At 66.1% G+C, this 15,866-nt stretch carries 16 protein-coding genes; 8 read left to right on the plus strand and 8 right to left on the minus strand.

Annotated features, from left to right (window positions below; genetic code table 11):
- Positions 1 to 32: 32 nt before the first annotated feature.
- The 8 genes from SPHPHY_RS0105385 to SPHPHY_RS0105420 form a co-directional block, all read right to left on the minus strand.
- Positions 33 to 329, minus strand: a complete 297-nt coding sequence (locus tag SPHPHY_RS0105385; RefSeq protein ID WP_022685680.1) for a GIY-YIG nuclease family protein — start codon at positions 327 to 329, stop codon at positions 33 to 35.
- Positions 330 to 383: 54 nt separating this feature from the next.
- Complete coding sequence (gene mdh / locus SPHPHY_RS0105390; protein ID WP_022685681.1) at positions 384 to 1,349, minus strand: malate dehydrogenase; 966 nt, start codon at positions 1,347 to 1,349, stop codon at positions 384 to 386.
- Between the two features lie 117 nt (positions 1,350 to 1,466).
- Positions 1,467 to 2,561, minus strand: a complete 1,095-nt coding sequence (gene zapE, locus SPHPHY_RS0105395; RefSeq protein ID WP_028056515.1) for a cell division protein ZapE — start codon at positions 2,559 to 2,561, stop codon at positions 1,467 to 1,469.
- Between the two features lie 156 nt (positions 2,562 to 2,717).
- The gene (locus SPHPHY_RS0105400; protein WP_022685683.1) at positions 2,718 to 3,500 is read right to left on the minus strand and encodes a succinate dehydrogenase iron-sulfur subunit; all 783 of its coding nucleotides are present in this window, start codon (positions 3,498 to 3,500) and stop codon (positions 2,718 to 2,720) included.
- A 140-nt stretch (positions 3,501 to 3,640) separates the two neighbouring features.
- Positions 3,641 to 4,114, minus strand: coding sequence for a VOC family protein (locus SPHPHY_RS0105405; protein WP_022685684.1), 474 nt, complete (start codon positions 4,112 to 4,114; stop codon positions 3,641 to 3,643).
- Positions 4,111 to 4,887: a VOC family protein gene (locus tag SPHPHY_RS0105410; RefSeq protein ID WP_022685685.1), complete on the minus strand. Its 777-nt coding sequence runs from the start codon at positions 4,885 to 4,887 to the stop codon at positions 4,111 to 4,113. The genes SPHPHY_RS0105405 and SPHPHY_RS0105410 overlap by 4 nt, the downstream gene beginning before the upstream one ends.
- Positions 4,884 to 5,612 (minus strand): DUF1428 domain-containing protein, encoded by a 729-nt coding sequence (locus SPHPHY_RS21310; protein WP_022685686.1) that lies wholly within the window; start codon positions 5,610 to 5,612, stop codon positions 4,884 to 4,886. Before SPHPHY_RS21310 ends, SPHPHY_RS0105410 begins: the two co-directional genes overlap by 4 nt.
- Positions 5,613 to 5,647: 35 nt before the next feature.
- Entirely contained in the window at positions 5,648 to 6,052 is a 405-nt protein-coding gene (locus tag SPHPHY_RS0105420; RefSeq protein ID WP_022685687.1) for a VOC family protein, read from the minus strand.
- Positions 6,053 to 6,319: 267 nt separating this feature from the next.
- On the opposite strand from SPHPHY_RS0105420, the gene cobS reads away from it, so the two are divergent.
- From cobS to SPHPHY_RS0105460, 8 genes are all read left to right on the plus strand, one after another.
- Complete coding sequence (gene cobS / locus SPHPHY_RS0105425; protein WP_022685688.1) at positions 6,320 to 7,324, plus strand: cobaltochelatase subunit CobS; 1,005 nt, start codon at positions 6,320 to 6,322, stop codon at positions 7,322 to 7,324.
- 91 nt (positions 7,325 to 7,415) lie between these two features.
- Positions 7,416 to 9,239 carry a cobaltochelatase subunit CobT gene (gene cobT, locus SPHPHY_RS0105430; protein WP_022685689.1) on the plus strand — a complete coding sequence of 608 codons (1,824 nt, stop codon included), beginning with the start codon at positions 7,416 to 7,418 and terminating at the stop codon, positions 9,237 to 9,239.
- A gap of 81 nt (positions 9,240 to 9,320) precedes the next feature.
- Positions 9,321 to 9,596, plus strand: coding sequence for a ribbon-helix-helix domain-containing protein (locus tag SPHPHY_RS19415; RefSeq protein WP_051148277.1), 276 nt, complete (start codon positions 9,321 to 9,323; stop codon positions 9,594 to 9,596).
- A 59-nt stretch (positions 9,597 to 9,655) separates the two neighbouring features.
- Entirely contained in the window at positions 9,656 to 12,091 is a 2,436-nt protein-coding gene (locus tag SPHPHY_RS0105440) for a TonB-dependent receptor (protein WP_022685690.1), read from the plus strand.
- A gap of 91 nt (positions 12,092 to 12,182) precedes the next feature.
- Positions 12,183 to 12,866: a Fe2+-dependent dioxygenase gene (locus SPHPHY_RS0105445; RefSeq protein WP_022685691.1), complete on the plus strand. Its 684-nt coding sequence runs from the start codon at positions 12,183 to 12,185 to the stop codon at positions 12,864 to 12,866.
- A gap of 90 nt (positions 12,867 to 12,956) precedes the next feature.
- Entirely contained in the window at positions 12,957 to 13,517 is a 561-nt protein-coding gene (locus SPHPHY_RS19420) for an MBL fold metallo-hydrolase (RefSeq protein WP_156025026.1), read from the plus strand.
- Positions 13,518 to 13,561: 44 nt separating this feature from the next.
- A complete protein-coding gene (locus SPHPHY_RS0105455) occupies positions 13,562 to 14,866 on the plus strand; it encodes an O-acetylhomoserine aminocarboxypropyltransferase/cysteine synthase family protein (protein WP_022685692.1) in 1,305 nt (434 codons plus the stop codon).
- A gap of 77 nt (positions 14,867 to 14,943) precedes the next feature.
- Positions 14,944 to 15,675, plus strand: a complete 732-nt coding sequence (locus tag SPHPHY_RS0105460) for a hypothetical protein (protein ID WP_022685693.1) — start codon at positions 14,944 to 14,946, stop codon at positions 15,673 to 15,675.
- Positions 15,676 to 15,866 lie beyond the last annotated feature (191 nt).

A 15,866-nucleotide genomic window follows, 5' to 3' on the forward strand; every position in this document is an offset into this window, starting at 1 on the left:
CGGCGTACGCCGGGTTCCAGTTGGGAAGGCGGTCATGGTTGCGCGATCCGATCGTAAAGGTCGTCCCATTCGGGATTGAGCCCCTCGATCTCCTGCAGCTTCCAGCTCCGCCTCCACTCCTTCATCTGCAGCTCGCGCTGCCGTGCGCCTTCGCAGCTATCATGCGCCTCGTACCAGACGAAAAGATGACAGCCGTGTGTCTTCGTAAACCCTTCGACGATGCCGGTGCGATGTTCCCATGCGCGTCTCGGCAGATTGACCGTCGAACCCAGATAAAGCGTCCCGTTGCGGCGGCTGACCGTGATGTAGACATAGGCCGCGCCAATCATCGCAGGGGGCGTTCCAACTGGACCCCGGTGTCCGCCGGGGTGGTAGTCCGTTCCTTACTTCGCCAGCGATCCGTCGATCGCGGTGCACGCGACCAGCAGTTCCTTGACCGCATCGACCGAGACCTGGAGGTTGCCCTTGGCCTCGTCCGAAAGCTTTACCTCGACGACCTTCTCGACGCCGCCGGCACCAATCACCACCGGCACGCCGACGTACAAATCGTCGATGCCGTACTGGCCGGTCAGGTGCGCCGCGGCGGGCAGGATGCGCTTCTGGTCATAGAGATAGGCCTCGGCCATCGCGATGCCGCTGGTGGCGGGCGCGTAATAGGCCGAGCCCGTCTTGAGCAGCGCGACGATCTCGCCGCCGCCACCGCGAGTCCGCTTGATGATCTCCTCGACCTTCTCCTTGGTGGAAAAGCCCATCTCGATCAGATCGGCGACCGGAATGCCGCTCACGGTCGAATATTCGAGCACCGGCACCATCGTGTCACCATGGCCGCCGAGCACGAACGTGTTCACGTCCTTCACGGATACGACGAATTCCTCGGCGAGGAAGTGGCTGAAGCGTGCCGAGTCAAGCACGCCGGCCATCCCGACGACCTTGTTGTGCGGCAGGCCGGAGAATTCGCGCAGCGCCCACACCATCGCATCGAGCGGATTGGTGATGCAGATGACGAACGCGTCGGGAGCGTTGTCGCGGATACCTTCGCCAACCGCCTTCATCACCTTAAGGTTGATGCCGAGCAGGTCGTCGCGGCTCATGCCGGGCTTGCGCGCGACACCGGCGGTAACGATGATGACGTCTGCGCCGGCGATGTCGGCGTAATCGTTCGATCCCTTGATCGAGGCGTCGAAGCCTTCGACCGGGCCGCACTGCGACAGGTCGAGCGCCTTGCCCTGCGGCACGCCCTCGACGACATCGAACAGGACGATGTCGCCCAGACCCTTGAGTGCTGCGAGGTGCGCGAGCGTACCACCGATATTGCCGGCACCGATCAGCGCGATCTTCTTGCGGGGCATCCCATCCCTTCCGTCGTTGACGTGTGAATGGTCATGCCGACTACGCCCTTCGGGGGCAGGGGGCAACCCGTAAAGCACCAATCCAGAAAGTTTAATCGCAAATGGTTCGCAACATCATTAAGCGGTTCCATGGCCTTGCGACAGGTAGTCTTCGGAGCGCATTTCCTCCAGCCGGCTGACCGTGCGCTGGAATTCAAACGCGCCGTCACCATGCGGATATAGCTGATCGGGAGCGGCATCGGCGGAGGCGAGCAGCTTGACCTTGTGCTCGTACAAGGCATCGACAAGCTGGACGAAGCGCGCGGCTTCGTTGCGGTTGTCGGGGCCAAGGACGGGGATGCCGACGAGGATCACCGTGTGATAACGGCGTGCGATCGCGAGATAGTCGGCGGTTCCGCGTGCCTCGCCACATAGCTTCTTGAACGCGAATACCGCCACGCCCTTCAGCGTCTTGGGCACGCGCAGCGCGCGACCCTGGACGATCAACTCTTCCGAGGGGACGTGGTCGCGGTCCTCGGGCGGATAGTCGGTCAGGCGGAAGAACGCGGCGGATAGATCGGCGGTAGCCTGTTCGCCGTTCGGTACGCACCACGTCTTCTGCGCGCCGAGCCGATCGCGGCGGTAGTCGACCGGGCCGTTGAGCGCGACGACGTCCATCCGCTCCTCGATCAGCCCGATGAAGCCAAGGAAATGCTCGCGGTTCAACCCGTTCTTGTACAGGTCGGCGGGCGCGCGGTTGGAGGTCGTGACCACCGTCACGCCCGCCTCGATCAGCGCGGTGAACAGTCGCGAGAGGATCATCGCATCTGGCGAGTTGGTGACCATCATCTCGTCGAACGCGAGCAGCTGCGCCTCCTCTGCGAGCGCGGCGGCGACCGGGACGATCGGATCACCCTGCTCCTTGCGGCGCTCCGCAGCGATGCGTGCGTGGACCTCGAGCATGAATTCCGCAAAGTGGACCCGGCGTTTCCGCGCGATCGCGACATGCGCGAAGAACAGGTCCATCAGCATCGACTTGCCGCGCCCGACACCGCCCCAAAGATAGACGCCGCGCGCCGGAACCTGGCGGCGCCGGAACAGGCCGATGGTGCGTGGTTTCTCGAGTTCCGCGGCAAGCGTGTCGAGCCGCGCGGCGCCGGCGGCCTGCTCCGCGTCGGGCCGGAGCTCGTCCGCGTCGATCAGCTTCTGATAGGCGGCGAGAACCTTGCCCATGTCGTTCGAACCTTCCGCGGCGTGGTCGCTGCCACGCTTTATGTTGCCATGCACAATAAGCACATGGCCTTGCGGAAGGATTGCGGCAGGATCAAGCCACGGATGATTGCTGCACCAACGTGGCGGTCCGGCGGAGCGGAGGTGGCGGTGGCCTGATCAGACCAGCCGCTCGACCTCCATCTTCTTTATTTCCGCGATGGCCTTTGCCGGGGAGAGTCCCTTGGGACACGTGTTGGCGCAGTTCATGATCGTGTGGCAACGATACAGACGGAACGGGTCCTCCAGCGCATCGAGCCGCTCGCCGGCCATCTCGTCGCGGCTGTCGGCCAGCCAGCGATATGCCTGAAGCAGGATCGCCGGGCCGAGGAACTTGTCGGCGTTCCACCAATAGCTTGGGCACGAAGTGGAACAGCAGGCGCACAGAATGCACTCGTACAGGCCGTCGAGCTTGGCGCGCTCGGCGGGCGATTGCAGCCGCTCCTTGCCGGCGGGCGGGGGCGTGACGGTCTGCAGCCACGGCGTGATCGACGCATATTGCGCATAGAAGTGCGTGAAATCGGGAACGAGGTCCTTGATCACGTCCATCGCGGGCAGCGGCGTGATCTTGATCTCGCCCTTCACGTCCTCGATCGCGGTCGTGCACGCCAGGCCGTTCCTGCCATCGATGTTCATCGAGCACGATCCGCAGATGCCCTCTCGGCATGAGCGGCGGAAGGTGAGCGACGGATCCTGCTCCGACTTGATCTTGATGAGCGCGTCCAGAACCATCGGGCCGCATTCGTCGAGATTGACCTCGAACGTGTCGTAGCGCGGGTTCTGACCCGAATCGGGGTCGTAGCGATACACTTTGAAATTGCGCATCGTGCCGCCCGGCTGGGGCGAGGGGTGCTTCTGCCCGCCCTTGATCTTGCTGTTCTTCGGGAGCGTGAACTCGGCCATGCGCGCGTCTCGTCTTCGTCGGTGGTCCGTCGGCGCGCAGGAGGCGCACCGGCGCCGTTAGTCGGGCGTCGGATACACGATCGAGCGGCGTGCCGCAAACCGTGCCCGTCACCGCCTACGTAGCTATTATGTCCCGCCGCTCAAGGGGCGATCGCACGTTCCAATGCCGCGACGTCGATCCGCACCATCGTCATCATCGCCGCCATCGCGTTGGCCGCGTGAACCGGGTCGGTCATCAATTCGGTCAGGCGGCGCGGCACGACCTGCCACGCCAAGCCCCAGCGATCCTTGATCCAGCCGCACTGCACTTCACTGCCGCCGTCCGCGAGGATCGCGTCCCAATAACGATCGACCTCGGCCTGGTCCGCGCAATCGATCGAAAGCGACATCGCCTCGCTGTGCGTCGGGCCGGGACCGCCGTCGAGCAGCGCGAAGCTGCGTCCGGCAAGCGTGAATTCGACGGTCAGCACCTTGCCCGCCGGGCCACCCGGATAATCGATCGGGGCGCGCATCACCGTGCCGACGGCACTGTCCGGGATCAGCGAGGTGTAGAAGCGCGCCTGCTCCTCGGCGGTGCCGTCGCACCACAGCCAGGTCGTGACCTTGTCGGTCATCCGCGCCGCTCACCGACGAAGCCGAAGCGCGCACCTGCGGGATCGCGTGCCGTGACTGAAAAGCTGCCGCCCGGGATCTCGTTCGGTCCCCATTCCAGCGTGCCGCCGGCCTCGCGCAACCGCGCGACCGCGGCGTCGACATCGTCGACCATGAAATAGACCAGCCACCCCGGGGTTCCCTCCGGGGGCACCGGCATCGTCGCGCCGATGCAGGTCGTGCCGGCATGGACGAAGCGATAGTCGCCGAGCGGCCCCATCGGCATCGCGCCGTCGTGGCGCCAGCCGAACAACGTGGCATAGAAGGCCATCGCCGCGTCCTGATCCGGCGCGGCCAATTCGTTCCACACGGCATGGCCGGCGGTCGCGTCGTTGCTGTCCATGAAGGCCCGCGAGCGGTCGTCCACCGCGCCGCGCATGACGTAGAAGCGCGCGCCCTGCGGATCGGCGAGCAGCGCCAGTCGACCCGCGCCGGGCAGGTCGGTGGCGGGCATCAGCACCCTCGCGCCCGCGTCGGTCGCCTGCGTGAGCGTCGTGTCGACATCGTCGACGCCCACGTAGATCAGCCAACCCGGCGGCAGCAGCGATCCAGGCGGCGTCGGCATCAGTCCGCCGACACCGCCGCCGTCGGACGCGGTGAGGATGCGATAGTCCATTCCGCCTTCGGGCGGCGTGGCGACCGACCACCCGAGCACCGTGGCGTAGAACCGTTGCGCGACATCGGCGTCCTGCGCCTGATATTCGTACCAGATCGGCGTTCCGTGCGGATTCCTCATGCGATCGCCTCCCCTTCGTCGTTGATCATTACGAAGCCGCCATAGACGACCCGTTCGGGATCGAACGGCATCGTATCCCACATCTCGCCCATCCGCGGGTCGGCCATGGTCGCTGTCATGCCGGCATGGCGGGTGGCGGCGTCCGGCCATTCGCACCACGAGAAGACGACGATCTCCTCGGGAGTCGCGGAGACCCCGCTGCGGAAGTCGGTGACGGTGCCGGAGGGCACGTCGTCCTCCCATGCGGCCACGTAGCGAGTGGCGCCATGGTCGAGCAGCATCGCCGCCGCGGCCGCGACGTGGCGCAGATATCCGGCCTCTTTCGCCGCGGGCACCGGCAGCACGAAGCCGTCGACATAGCCGGTGGCGCGCGCTTCGCCGACCGTCAGGATCACGCGGAACCCTCCGAAGATCATCCGCTTGCCGTCAAACGGCGGCGCACCGAGGCCGGCAAGTCGCGGATCGCTTCCGATCCGTTTGCCGAACGCGTCGCCGGCCGCCTTGTCCCGAAACTCCATGAAGCCGAAGCCGGCGGTCTCGCCATCGCGCAGCTTCACCAACGGCGCGAAGCGGTCGGGTTCGTCGGCGGGAACATCTCCCCAGGCATCGGCGACGCGCGCCGCGCCGAGATCGCGCACGATCACCGCGGCGCGTCGCGCGTGATCGGTAAATTCGGCCCGCCCGGCAGTGCGGATCGGCGTCACGAACCCCTGGACGTAGGTCATACCCTCTCCCATTTCGGCTCGCCGCCGTGTCGCGCTCAGGCCGGCGGTGTGGCGCCCATGTCCATGAACACCGTTTCCCATGTATGGCCGTCCGGATCCTCGAAGGCACCGCCGTACATGAATTGCTGGTCGTGGATCGCGCGCGTCTCACGCCCGCCCGCGCCGCGCGCCGCGGCATGGATGGCGTCGACCTCGTCGCGGCTGTCGAAGGTCAGGCACAGCAATGCGGCGCTGACCTTGTGCGTGTCGGCGATCGGCTTGTCGGTGAAGGTCGCATAGAATTGGTGATCGAGCAGCATCACGCTGATCGCATCGGACCACCGCATCGCGGAGGCGGAGTCGTTCGAGAAGTCGGCATTCCGCTCGAAGCCAAGCGCTTCGTAGAAGGCGGTGGCACGCACCACGTCGCCGACCGGCAGGTTCACGAAGATCATCCGCATCGCGCATCCACTCCGAGTCGTCGTTTGCGCGGATGATGCGCGCATGTGCGGAGCAGGCAACCGGGAAGTGCGCGATCGTAACAAATAGCACCGCGCCTGGCGGGCGGTCCGCCGCACAGGCAGATCGGCGGGCAACCGTGCGGCGGCGCGGGCGTTCTGCTCCAGTTCCACCGACCGATCGCGGCGGGGCGGACGCCCGCGGCGGGTTGACGTGGGCGCGCCGGCTTCGCAGTGGTTCGGGCAACTCCAGCAAGACGGCGTACCCGCATGACCGACATTCCGAACACGCAGCCCGACAGCCGCGACACCACGATCCTGGACGCACCCGACAAGATGGTGCGCGTGCGCGACCTGTTCGGCATCGATTCGGACATGGAAGTGCCCGCCTTTTCCGAAGCGGACGAGCGCGTGCCCGATCTCGACCCCGCCTATGTGTTCGATCCGGACACCACGCTCGCGATCGCCGCCGGGTTCGCGCACAACCGCCGCGTGATGGTGCAGGGCTATCACGGCACGGGCAAGTCGAGCCATATCGAGCAGGTCGCGGCACGGCTGAAGTGGCCCTGCATCCGCATCAACCTGGACGCGCACATCAGCCGCATCGATCTCGTCGGGCGCGACGCGATCGTGTTGCGCGACGGCCAGCAGGTCACGGAGTTCCGCGAAGGGTTGTTGCCATGGGCGCTGCAGACCCCGACCGCGCTGGTCTTCGACGAATATGACGCCGGGCGCCCGGACGTGATGTTCGTGATCCAGCGCGTGCTGGAAACCGAGGGCAAGCTGACGCTGCTGGATCAGAACCGCGTGATCCGCCCGAACCCGTATTTCCGGCTGTTCGCGACCGCGAACACGGTCGGGCTGGGCGACACCAGCGGACTGTACCACGGCACGCAGCAGATCAATCAGGGGCAGATGGATCGCTGGAACGTGGTCGTCACGCTCAACTATCTGCCTGCCGCCACCGAGGCGCAGATCGTGCTCGCCAAGTCCGGCGAATACGACAAGCCCGAGGGCAAGAAGCTGGTCGAGAACATGGTCCGGGTCGCCGACCTGACGCGCAAGGGGTTCGTGAACGGTGACATCTCGACGGTGATGAGCCCGCGGACCGTCATCACCTGGGCGCAGAACGCGCTGATCTTCGGTGATGTCGGCTTCGCGTTCCGGCTGTCGTTCCTCAACAAGTGCGACGAGGCGGAGCGCGCGCTGGTGGCGGAATATTACCAGCGCGTGTTCGGCAAGGATCTGCCCGAGAGCGTGGTCGGCAAGGGGTGAGCGGAGTATCCTGCCCTGACGGTCGCCTCCCCGGCCGCCGAGTCCACAGCCCGGCCGAGTTCAAGGTCGATGCGAGTGCTGCGAAAAGATAATGGCTACCGATACCCCCCTCGATCGCTTCAAGGCCGTGCTGGGCGGCGCAGCGCGTGCGCTGTCCGACGAGGCGGAGGTGGAACTCGCCTATACCGCGGACACGCCGGTGCAGTCGGGCAAGCACCTCCGCGTGCCGATGCCGGCGCGGACCCTGCCGGCGGATCAGGTTGCGGAGGCGCGGGGGTTCGCGGATGCCTTCGCGCTGCGGCTGCGGCATCACGACGATACGCTCCACATGCGCGGGGCGCCGGCGGAAGCGACCGCGCGCTCGGTCTATGATGCGATCGAGAATGCACGCGTCGAGGCGCTGGGCAGTCGCGGGTACGAGGGGATTGCGGAGAACCTGTCGCGCGCGCTCGACGTGCGGTTGCGCAGCGACCCGATCACGCGTGCGCGGAACAGGAGTGAAGTGCCGCTGGCGTCCGCGCTGGGATTGATGGTGCGCGAGGCGCTGACCGGGCGGCTGCCGCCGATCGAGGCCGAGCCGGGGTTGGCGTTGGTGCGGGAATGGATCGGCGGGAAGGCCGACCTGAGCACGCTGGCGCTCGCGCTGGACGATCAGCGCGCCTTTCAGGGGCTGACCCGCAAGCTGCTGGAACAGCTTGAACTCGTCGAGGGCGAGCAGGAGCCGCAGGACAGCGACGAGGGCGGCGAGGACGAGGAAGGCGACGAGGGGCAGGACACCGACACTCCCGACGAGGCCGATGCCGAAGGCGCCGAGGGTGAGTCCGAGATTGAGGCGCGCGGGCAGCAGCGCGACGACCAGGCGGCCGAGGGCGAAAGCGAGCAACTCGAGGGTGACGACATCGACGATGCCGAGGGCGAGCCCGGCGACGAGGGCGAGGAGGGGATGCAGCCGGTACGCCCCAATCGCCCGCCGGCGGACCCGGGTGCGCAGTTCGACTACAAGATGTGGACCGAGCGCTACGACGAGGTCGTCGCGGCGACCGAATTGTGCGACGCCGAGGAACTGGCGCGACTGCGCGGGTATCTCGACCAGCAATTGGTGCATCTGCAATCGGCGGTGTCGAAGCTGGCGAACCGGCTCCAGCGGCGATTGATGGCGCAGCAATCGCGGTCGTGGGATTTCGACCAGGAGGAGGGCCTGCTGGACGCTGCGCGACTGGCGCGTGTCGTGGTGAACCCGACGCAGTCGCTGAGCTACAAGATCGAACGCGATACCGAATTCCGCGACACGGTCGTCACGCTGCTGATCGACAATTCCGGCTCGATGCGCGGGCGGCCGATCTCGATCGCGGCGATCAGCGCCGACATCCTGGCGCGGACGCTGGAGCGGTGCGGAGTGAAGACCGAGATTCTCGGTTTCACGACGCGCGCGTGGAAGGGTGGGCAGAGCCGCGAGACGTGGCTGGCCGCAGGGCGCCCGCCGCAGCCGGGAAGGCTGAACGATATCAGACACATCGTCTACAAGCGCGCCGACGAGCCGTGGCGGCGCGCGCGCACCTCGCTGGGGCTGATGATGCGCGAGGGGTTGCTGAAGGAAAACATCGACGGCGAGGCACTGTTATGGGCGCACGCGCGGATGATGGCGCGGCCCGAAGAGCGGCGCATCCTGATGGTGATCTCGGACGGCGCGCCGGTCGACGATTCGACGCTGAGCGTGAATTCGGGATCGTATCTGGAGCGGCACCTCCGGCAGGTCATCGCCTGGATCGAAAAGCGTTCTCCGGTCGAGTTGGTCGCGATCGGGATCGGGCACGACGTAACGCGCTACTACAGCCGCGCCGTGACAATCATGGATGCCGAGCAGCTGGGCGGCACGATCATCGAGCAGCTCGCCGCGCTGTTCGATGCGGAATGACGGCGCGGCGCAACGTCGCGCAAAAGTCCGCGTGAATAGCCTTTCGCTCGTCCAGCCCGTTGTATTGCGGAGGCGGCGACGGTGATTGCGCCGCCGGCTGGCGGGTTCGTCGGCCCGGTGAAGCGATCGGTGACGATCGCCGGTCATGCCACGTCGATCAGCCTCGAGCCCGTTTTCTGGCGCGCGCTGGAGATCGCGGCGCGGCGTCACACGCTACCGCTGTCGGCCGTGGTCGCGCAAATCGATGCGCTTCGAATCGCCCAGCACGACCCGCCTAATCTCGCCAGTGCGATCCGATCGTGGCTGGTGGCCGAACCGACATTGTTTTGCGACAATGCTGAGAGCCTTTCGCATTAGTGTTGACAGTGAAAGTCACTCGCAATAGCTAGCCCCGCAACAATAAGGGGTACGTCATCATGTCAGCTTCGTCCGCGCCGTTCCTGGCGTTATCCTGCATCGGGTTCATCGCGAGTGCACCGGTGGCGATGGCGGAGACTGCCGGTTCCGTGCGCGAGCCGGCGTCTGTGCAGGATGGCCGCGCCCGGATCGATCGTGACGATGTGGTGGTCACCGGCGCACGCGGGCGGGCGCCCGACGAACTGGAGAGTCCCAAGGCGACCTCCGCGCTGCTTGACCTTCCGCAAACCGTCACGGTCATTTCCGACCAGACGCTGCGCAAGCAGAACCTGCTGACGCTGCGCGATGCGTTGCAGACGATCCCGGGCATCACCTTCGGCGCGGGCGAGGGCGGCGGCGGCTATGGCGACAGCATCAACCTGCGCGGCTTTTCGGCGAACAACGACATCACGATCGACGGCATCCGCGACAGCGCCCAATATAGCCGCACCGATCCGTTCAACCTGCAACAGATCGAGGTCTACAACGGCGCCAATTCGGTCTTCAACGGATCGGGTTCGGTCGGTGGCACGATCAATCTGGTCAGCAAGGAGCCGCGCCGAGAGGACCTGACGATCGCGCAGGCGGCGATCGGCACCGACGACTATTACCGCGCCGCGATCGACGCGAACGAGCGCGTGTCCGATACGGTCGGGGTGCGATTGAACGCGGTCTTCCACCGCAACGACGTGCCGGGGCGCGACGTCGAGAAGTACGAGCGCTGGGGCGTGGCGCCGGCGGTGACGATCGGAATGGACGGGCCGACCAGCCTGACGCTGGCCTATGTGCACCAGCAGGATCGCAATACCCCGCTGTACGGCGTGCCCTATTTCAACAACGATTTGGTCGGTGGCCTGATCACCGGTGCGGATCGCAGCGATTATTACGGCTACCGCAATCTCGACCGGCAGGACATCGACGTCGACCGGCTGACCGCGACGCTGCGCCATGCGGTGAATGATCATGTATCGGTGCGCAACCTGACCCGTTGGCAACGGGTCGGCCAATATAGCGTGACCAGCGCGCCGCAGGGCACGTTCTGCCTTTCGGGCGGTAGGCAGCCGGTGCAGGTGGCGGGCGGCATCACCGGTGCGCCGTGCACCACGACCGTCAATGGTGCGCCCTTCGCCATTCCGGCGGGCCAGTGGCTGCCCTCCGGCCCGCGCGGGCTGGTGCGCGATCAGGAAAACCAGCTGTTCGCCAACCAGACCGACCTGCGGCTGGAACATGGCGCGAAGGGCGGCATCCGCAACGTCGCCAACGTCGGCGTGTCGTTCATGGTCGAAGACTATAAGATCCGGGTGGGATCGCTGCTGCGCAACCCCGACGGATCGGCGACCGCGCCGCTGCCGTTGCTGTCGATCGCCAATCCCGACACCGTCTATCGCGGGTCGATCAACGACATCACCACCGCGCGCTCGCAATCCTCGACGCGCAACGTCGCGGTCTATGCCTTCGACACGCTGGAACTGGGGCGGCATGTCGAGCTGAACGGCGGCGTCCGCTGGGAGCAGCAGCACGCCGAGTTCAACCAGCTCCCGATCGCGGTCGCGCCGGGGGTGACCCAGCCGCTCGCCGCTCAATTGCGGCAGCCGAACCGCGAGCGGCTGTTCTCCTACCGCGCCGGACTCGTCTATCATCCGATTGCGGATGTCAGCCTCTACGCCAGCTACGGCAACGCCCGGACGCCGTCGTCGGCAACGGTGCGGCTGGGGTGCGTGAGCGTCTCCGGCACGGTGGCGACCAACACCTGCGGCGTCGCGCCGGAGACGGCACGCAATTACGAGATCGGCGCGAAGGCCGGGCTGTTCGGCCGTCGGCTGGAGCTGACCGCAGCGGTGTTCCGCAACGAGCGGACCAATTACCGCATCCCGTCGAACGATCCGGCGCTGCCGACCGTGCAGGTGCTGGACGGGCGCAGCCGCGTGGATGGGATCGCACTGGGCATATCGGGCAACGTCACCCGTGACTGGACGATCTTCGCCAATTACACCTACCTCGACAGCGAAGTGTTGCAGTCGGTGTCGGACTTTTGCCTGGCGCGACCGGGCGGGACCGGGTGCGGCAACAATGTGGGCAACCCCGATCCGCAACGCGGCAGCCCGCTGGTGCAGACCCCGCCACATTCCGGGAGCCTGTTCACCACCTACAAGCTGCCGTTCGGGCTGGAGGTCGGCTACGGCCTGACGTACCAGGGTCCGATCACCACCTATGTGCCGACCCTCGCCAATGCGACGTTGCTGAAGGCGGACGATTACCTGATCCATCGTGCATACCTGGCGTATAGTTTCCGCGAAGGGCTGACCATGCAGCTGAATGTCCAGAACTTCACCGATGAGAAATATCTGACCAACGTGCGTAACAACATCAATGCCACGACGGGTGTGGTCACCGGCGGCTGGGCGATGCCCGGCGACCGGCGGCAGGCGGTGCTGAGCCTGTTCTACAGCTTCTAGGGCGAGTAGGACGAATGCGCCCTGGCGCGCGGAGCGATGCGATATCACGCGCCGCTCCGCTCGCGACGGCGACGACAACCAAGGCTTTTCCATGCTGATCGCCATCCCCGACGTGCTCGACGCCGCAACGCTGGCGCAGGTGCGCGCGACGATCGACGCGGCCGAGTGGATCGACGGCAACGCCACGTCCGGCCCGCAGGCGGCGCTCGCCAAACGCAACAGCCAGCTGCCCGAGGATGGCGCCGCCGCACGCGCGGCCGGGGCGACGATCCTCGACGCGCTGGGACGGACGCCATTGTTCGTGGCGGCTGCGCTGCCCGCTAAGGTGTTTCCGCCGCTGTTCAACCGTTATGCCGGCGGGCAGGACTTCGGGCTGCACGTCGATAATGCGATCCGTATGAAGCGCGGCAGCGACTTCCGGCTGCGCAGCGATCTTTCGGCGACGTTGTTCCTGGAGGATCCCGCCGCCTACGACGGCGGCGAGCTGGTGATCGAGGACCAGTTCGGGGTGCAGGAGGTGAAATTGCCGGCCGGGCACATGGTGCTCTACCCGGCGTCGAGCCTGCACCGGGTCGCACCGGTGACGCGCGGGGTGCGACTGGCGAGCTTCTTCTGGATCCAGTCGATGGTGCGCGACGACGGTGCGCGGCGGATCCTGTTCGAGCTGGACCAGGGCGTGCAGGCGGTGGCGGCGGCGCAAGGGCACGGCGCCGTCGCCACGGTGCAACTGACGGGGGTGTACCACAATTTGTTGCGGCGGTGGGCGGAGCTTTAGGCGCCGTCATAATTGCCGCGAAGTGCTTCAGGCGCTCCGTGACGGTCGCAGAGCTCGTGGATGCCGATGCCGTGATCGTTACCCACGCATATCGACCATTGCGACGACGCGGCGCAAAAGGCGCTGCCCAAGGCGATGCCGATCTTCGTCCAGAACGAGACGGATGCCGCCACCGTCCGTGCACAGGTTTTCTCCGACGTCCGGATCATGACCGCGGCGACGCGCTTCAGGGGTGTTCGGCTGTCGCGCACCGGCGGGCATCACGGCGATGGCCCCATGCTGCGCGCCGTGCCGACGCTTGATCCCGTCGGCGGCGTCGCCTTCCGCCATCCATCTCACAAGTCGGTCTATGTCGTGGGTGACACCGTCTGGGACCCGGTGGTGGCGCAGGCGATCCAGACCTACCGCCCGGACGTGATCGTCCTGAACGCCGGGTACGCACAATGGGTTGATCTCGGGCCGATCCTGATGGGGCCGCAGGGCGTGCTGTCCGTCCATCGTGCCGCGGCCGCCACGCAGTTGATCGCAACGCATATGGAGGCGATAAACCACTGCGTGCTGAGCCATGCCGATCTTGCCGCCTTCGCGAAGAAGGAAAACTTCGCGGAGCGCCTGTTGATCCCCGCCGACGGCGAGCGCATTCCGATCTGATCGCTTGGCGAGACCGACCCTTCCGGCATGCAGAGGCCCGCACCATGACGAACTCCCGCTACCGTCCCGAGACCCTTGCCCTGCATGCCGGCTGGCGTGCCGATCCGGCGACCGGCGCGGTCGTGCCGCCGATCTACCAAACCACGTCCTACCAGTTCCGGGATGCGGCGCATGCCGCTGACCTGTTCGCCCTGCGCGAACTGGGGAATATCTACACCCGGCTCGGCAACCCGACCACGGACGTTCTCGAACAGCGTATCGCTGCGCTTGAAGGAGGTGTCGCCGCCGTGGCGGTCGCATCGGGGCAGGCGGCATCGACCTATGCGATCCAGAACCTCGCCAGGGCCGGCGACAATATCGTCAGCGGCACCGACCTGTACGGCGGGACCTACAATCTGTTCGCCAATACCTTGCGCGACATGGGCATCGAGACGCGTTTCGTCGATCCGACCGATCCCGATACGTTTGCTCACGCCACCGACGATCGGACGCGGGCGTGGTATGTCGAGACCTTGCCCAATCCGAAACTGGTCGTGGCACCATTGGCGGCGATCGCTGCCCTGGGGCGACCGCTCGGCATTCCGTTGATCGTCGACAACACGGCTGCTCCGCTGCTCGCGCGGCCGTTCGATCATGGTGCAGCAGTCGTCGTCTATTCGACGACGAAGTACATCGGTGGTCACGGCACGTCGATCGGCGGCATGATCGTCGATGGCGGCAATTTCGACTGGAGCGCCCGGCCCGAACGGCAACCGCAGCTCAACACCCCCGACGCCAGCTATCACGGCGCCGTGTGGACGGAAGCCGCGCAACCGTTAGGGCCGATCGCCTATGCCCTTCGCGCGCGGGTGGTGTTGCTGCGCGATTGCGGCGCGGCGCTTTCGCCGTTCAATGCGTTCCAGATCCTGCAAGGCGTCGAGACGCTGCCGCTGAGGATGCCGCGTCATTGCGAGAACGCGCTGAAGGTCGTCGATTTTCTGACGAGCCGCGCCGGTGTGGCACGCGTCATCCACCCCTCGTTACTGACAGGCACGGCGCGGGCGACCGCCGATCAGGTCCTTACGGGTGGCCTGGGCGGGCTCGTCGGTTTCGAGCTGGATGGTGGCCGCGACGCCGGTCGGCGCTTCATCGACGCGCTTGGCCTGTTCTATCACGTCGCCAATATCGGTGACGCGCGGAGCCTCGCGATCCATCCCGCCACGACCACGCATTCGCAGCTGTCCGCGGACGAACAGCTCGCGACGGGTGTGTCGGACGGGTACGTCCGGCTGTCGATCGGCCTCGAGCATATTGACGACATCCTGGCCGATCTGGAGCAGGCGCTGGCAGCGGCAACGGCGAGCGCCTGACCGGCGATGGCGCTGCGCCGCTACCTTGCCGGCGTCTGTTTCACATTGCGCATGTCGACACAGAAGAGGAAGCCGCGATGAGAGCACTTGCGTTGATCCCGGGCGTCTTGTTGGCGTTCACCTCGCCCGCAGCCGCAGAACCGACGCGGGTAGTGGTTCGGGTGCTGAGCCAGGACGCGAAGTTCATCGGCGATCACACCGGCGGTGCCCGCATCACGATCAAGGACGCCAGAAGCGGCAAGGTATTGGCGCGCGGGATCACCAGGGGAGGCACCGGCGACACGGACCGCATCCTGGGGGCGAAAGGTCGATCGGCGACGATACAAACGACCGGCAGCGCGATGTTTGAAGCCGCCGTCGATATAGCAGAGCCGACGTTAGCCGATCTGGAAGTCGAGGGACCGATCGGTCGTCCGCAGTCCCTCATGCGCGTGAAGTCGCAGCACTGGATCATCCCCGGCGAGCCGGTCGATCAGGGAAATGGCTGGCTCGTCGAACTGCCGGGCCTGGCCATCACGCCCACCGTGGTGCGAAAGGGAGGAATCCTCACAGTGCAGGCGAAGGTCGAGCTGATGTGCGGATGCCCGATCACGCCCGGGGGGACATGGGACGCTGCCGATTACAAGGTCAGAGCCTTGCTGTGGTCGGGCAAGACCCGGATATCGACGACGATCCTTCCTTTCCGGGCATCTCCGGGAACCTTCGAAAGCTCGGTCGTCGTCCCTTCGGCTGGCCGGATGTATCTCGATGTCCATGCGATCAATGTGAGGACCGGCAACGCAGGGATCGTCCGAGTTCCCGTTTCGTGAGTTGAAGAACCTGCCCGTTATCGGATGCGGGACGTCAGGATGGCTCACGACCGATGGCGGTGAGTGTTGCGGAAATCGCCGGTGACCAAGGCGCCCGGAGCGCCGTCCCGAAGCGATGGTGCGATCACCGGCGGGTCCGCGAGCGCATGATGCTGACAGCGTCCTTCCGTCTCCGGAGGCGACGGCGCGCA

It is taken from the genome of Sphingomonas phyllosphaerae 5.2 (assembly GCF_000419605.1).
Classification (GTDB): domain Bacteria; phylum Pseudomonadota; class Alphaproteobacteria; order Sphingomonadales; family Sphingomonadaceae; genus Sphingomonas; species Sphingomonas phyllosphaerae_B.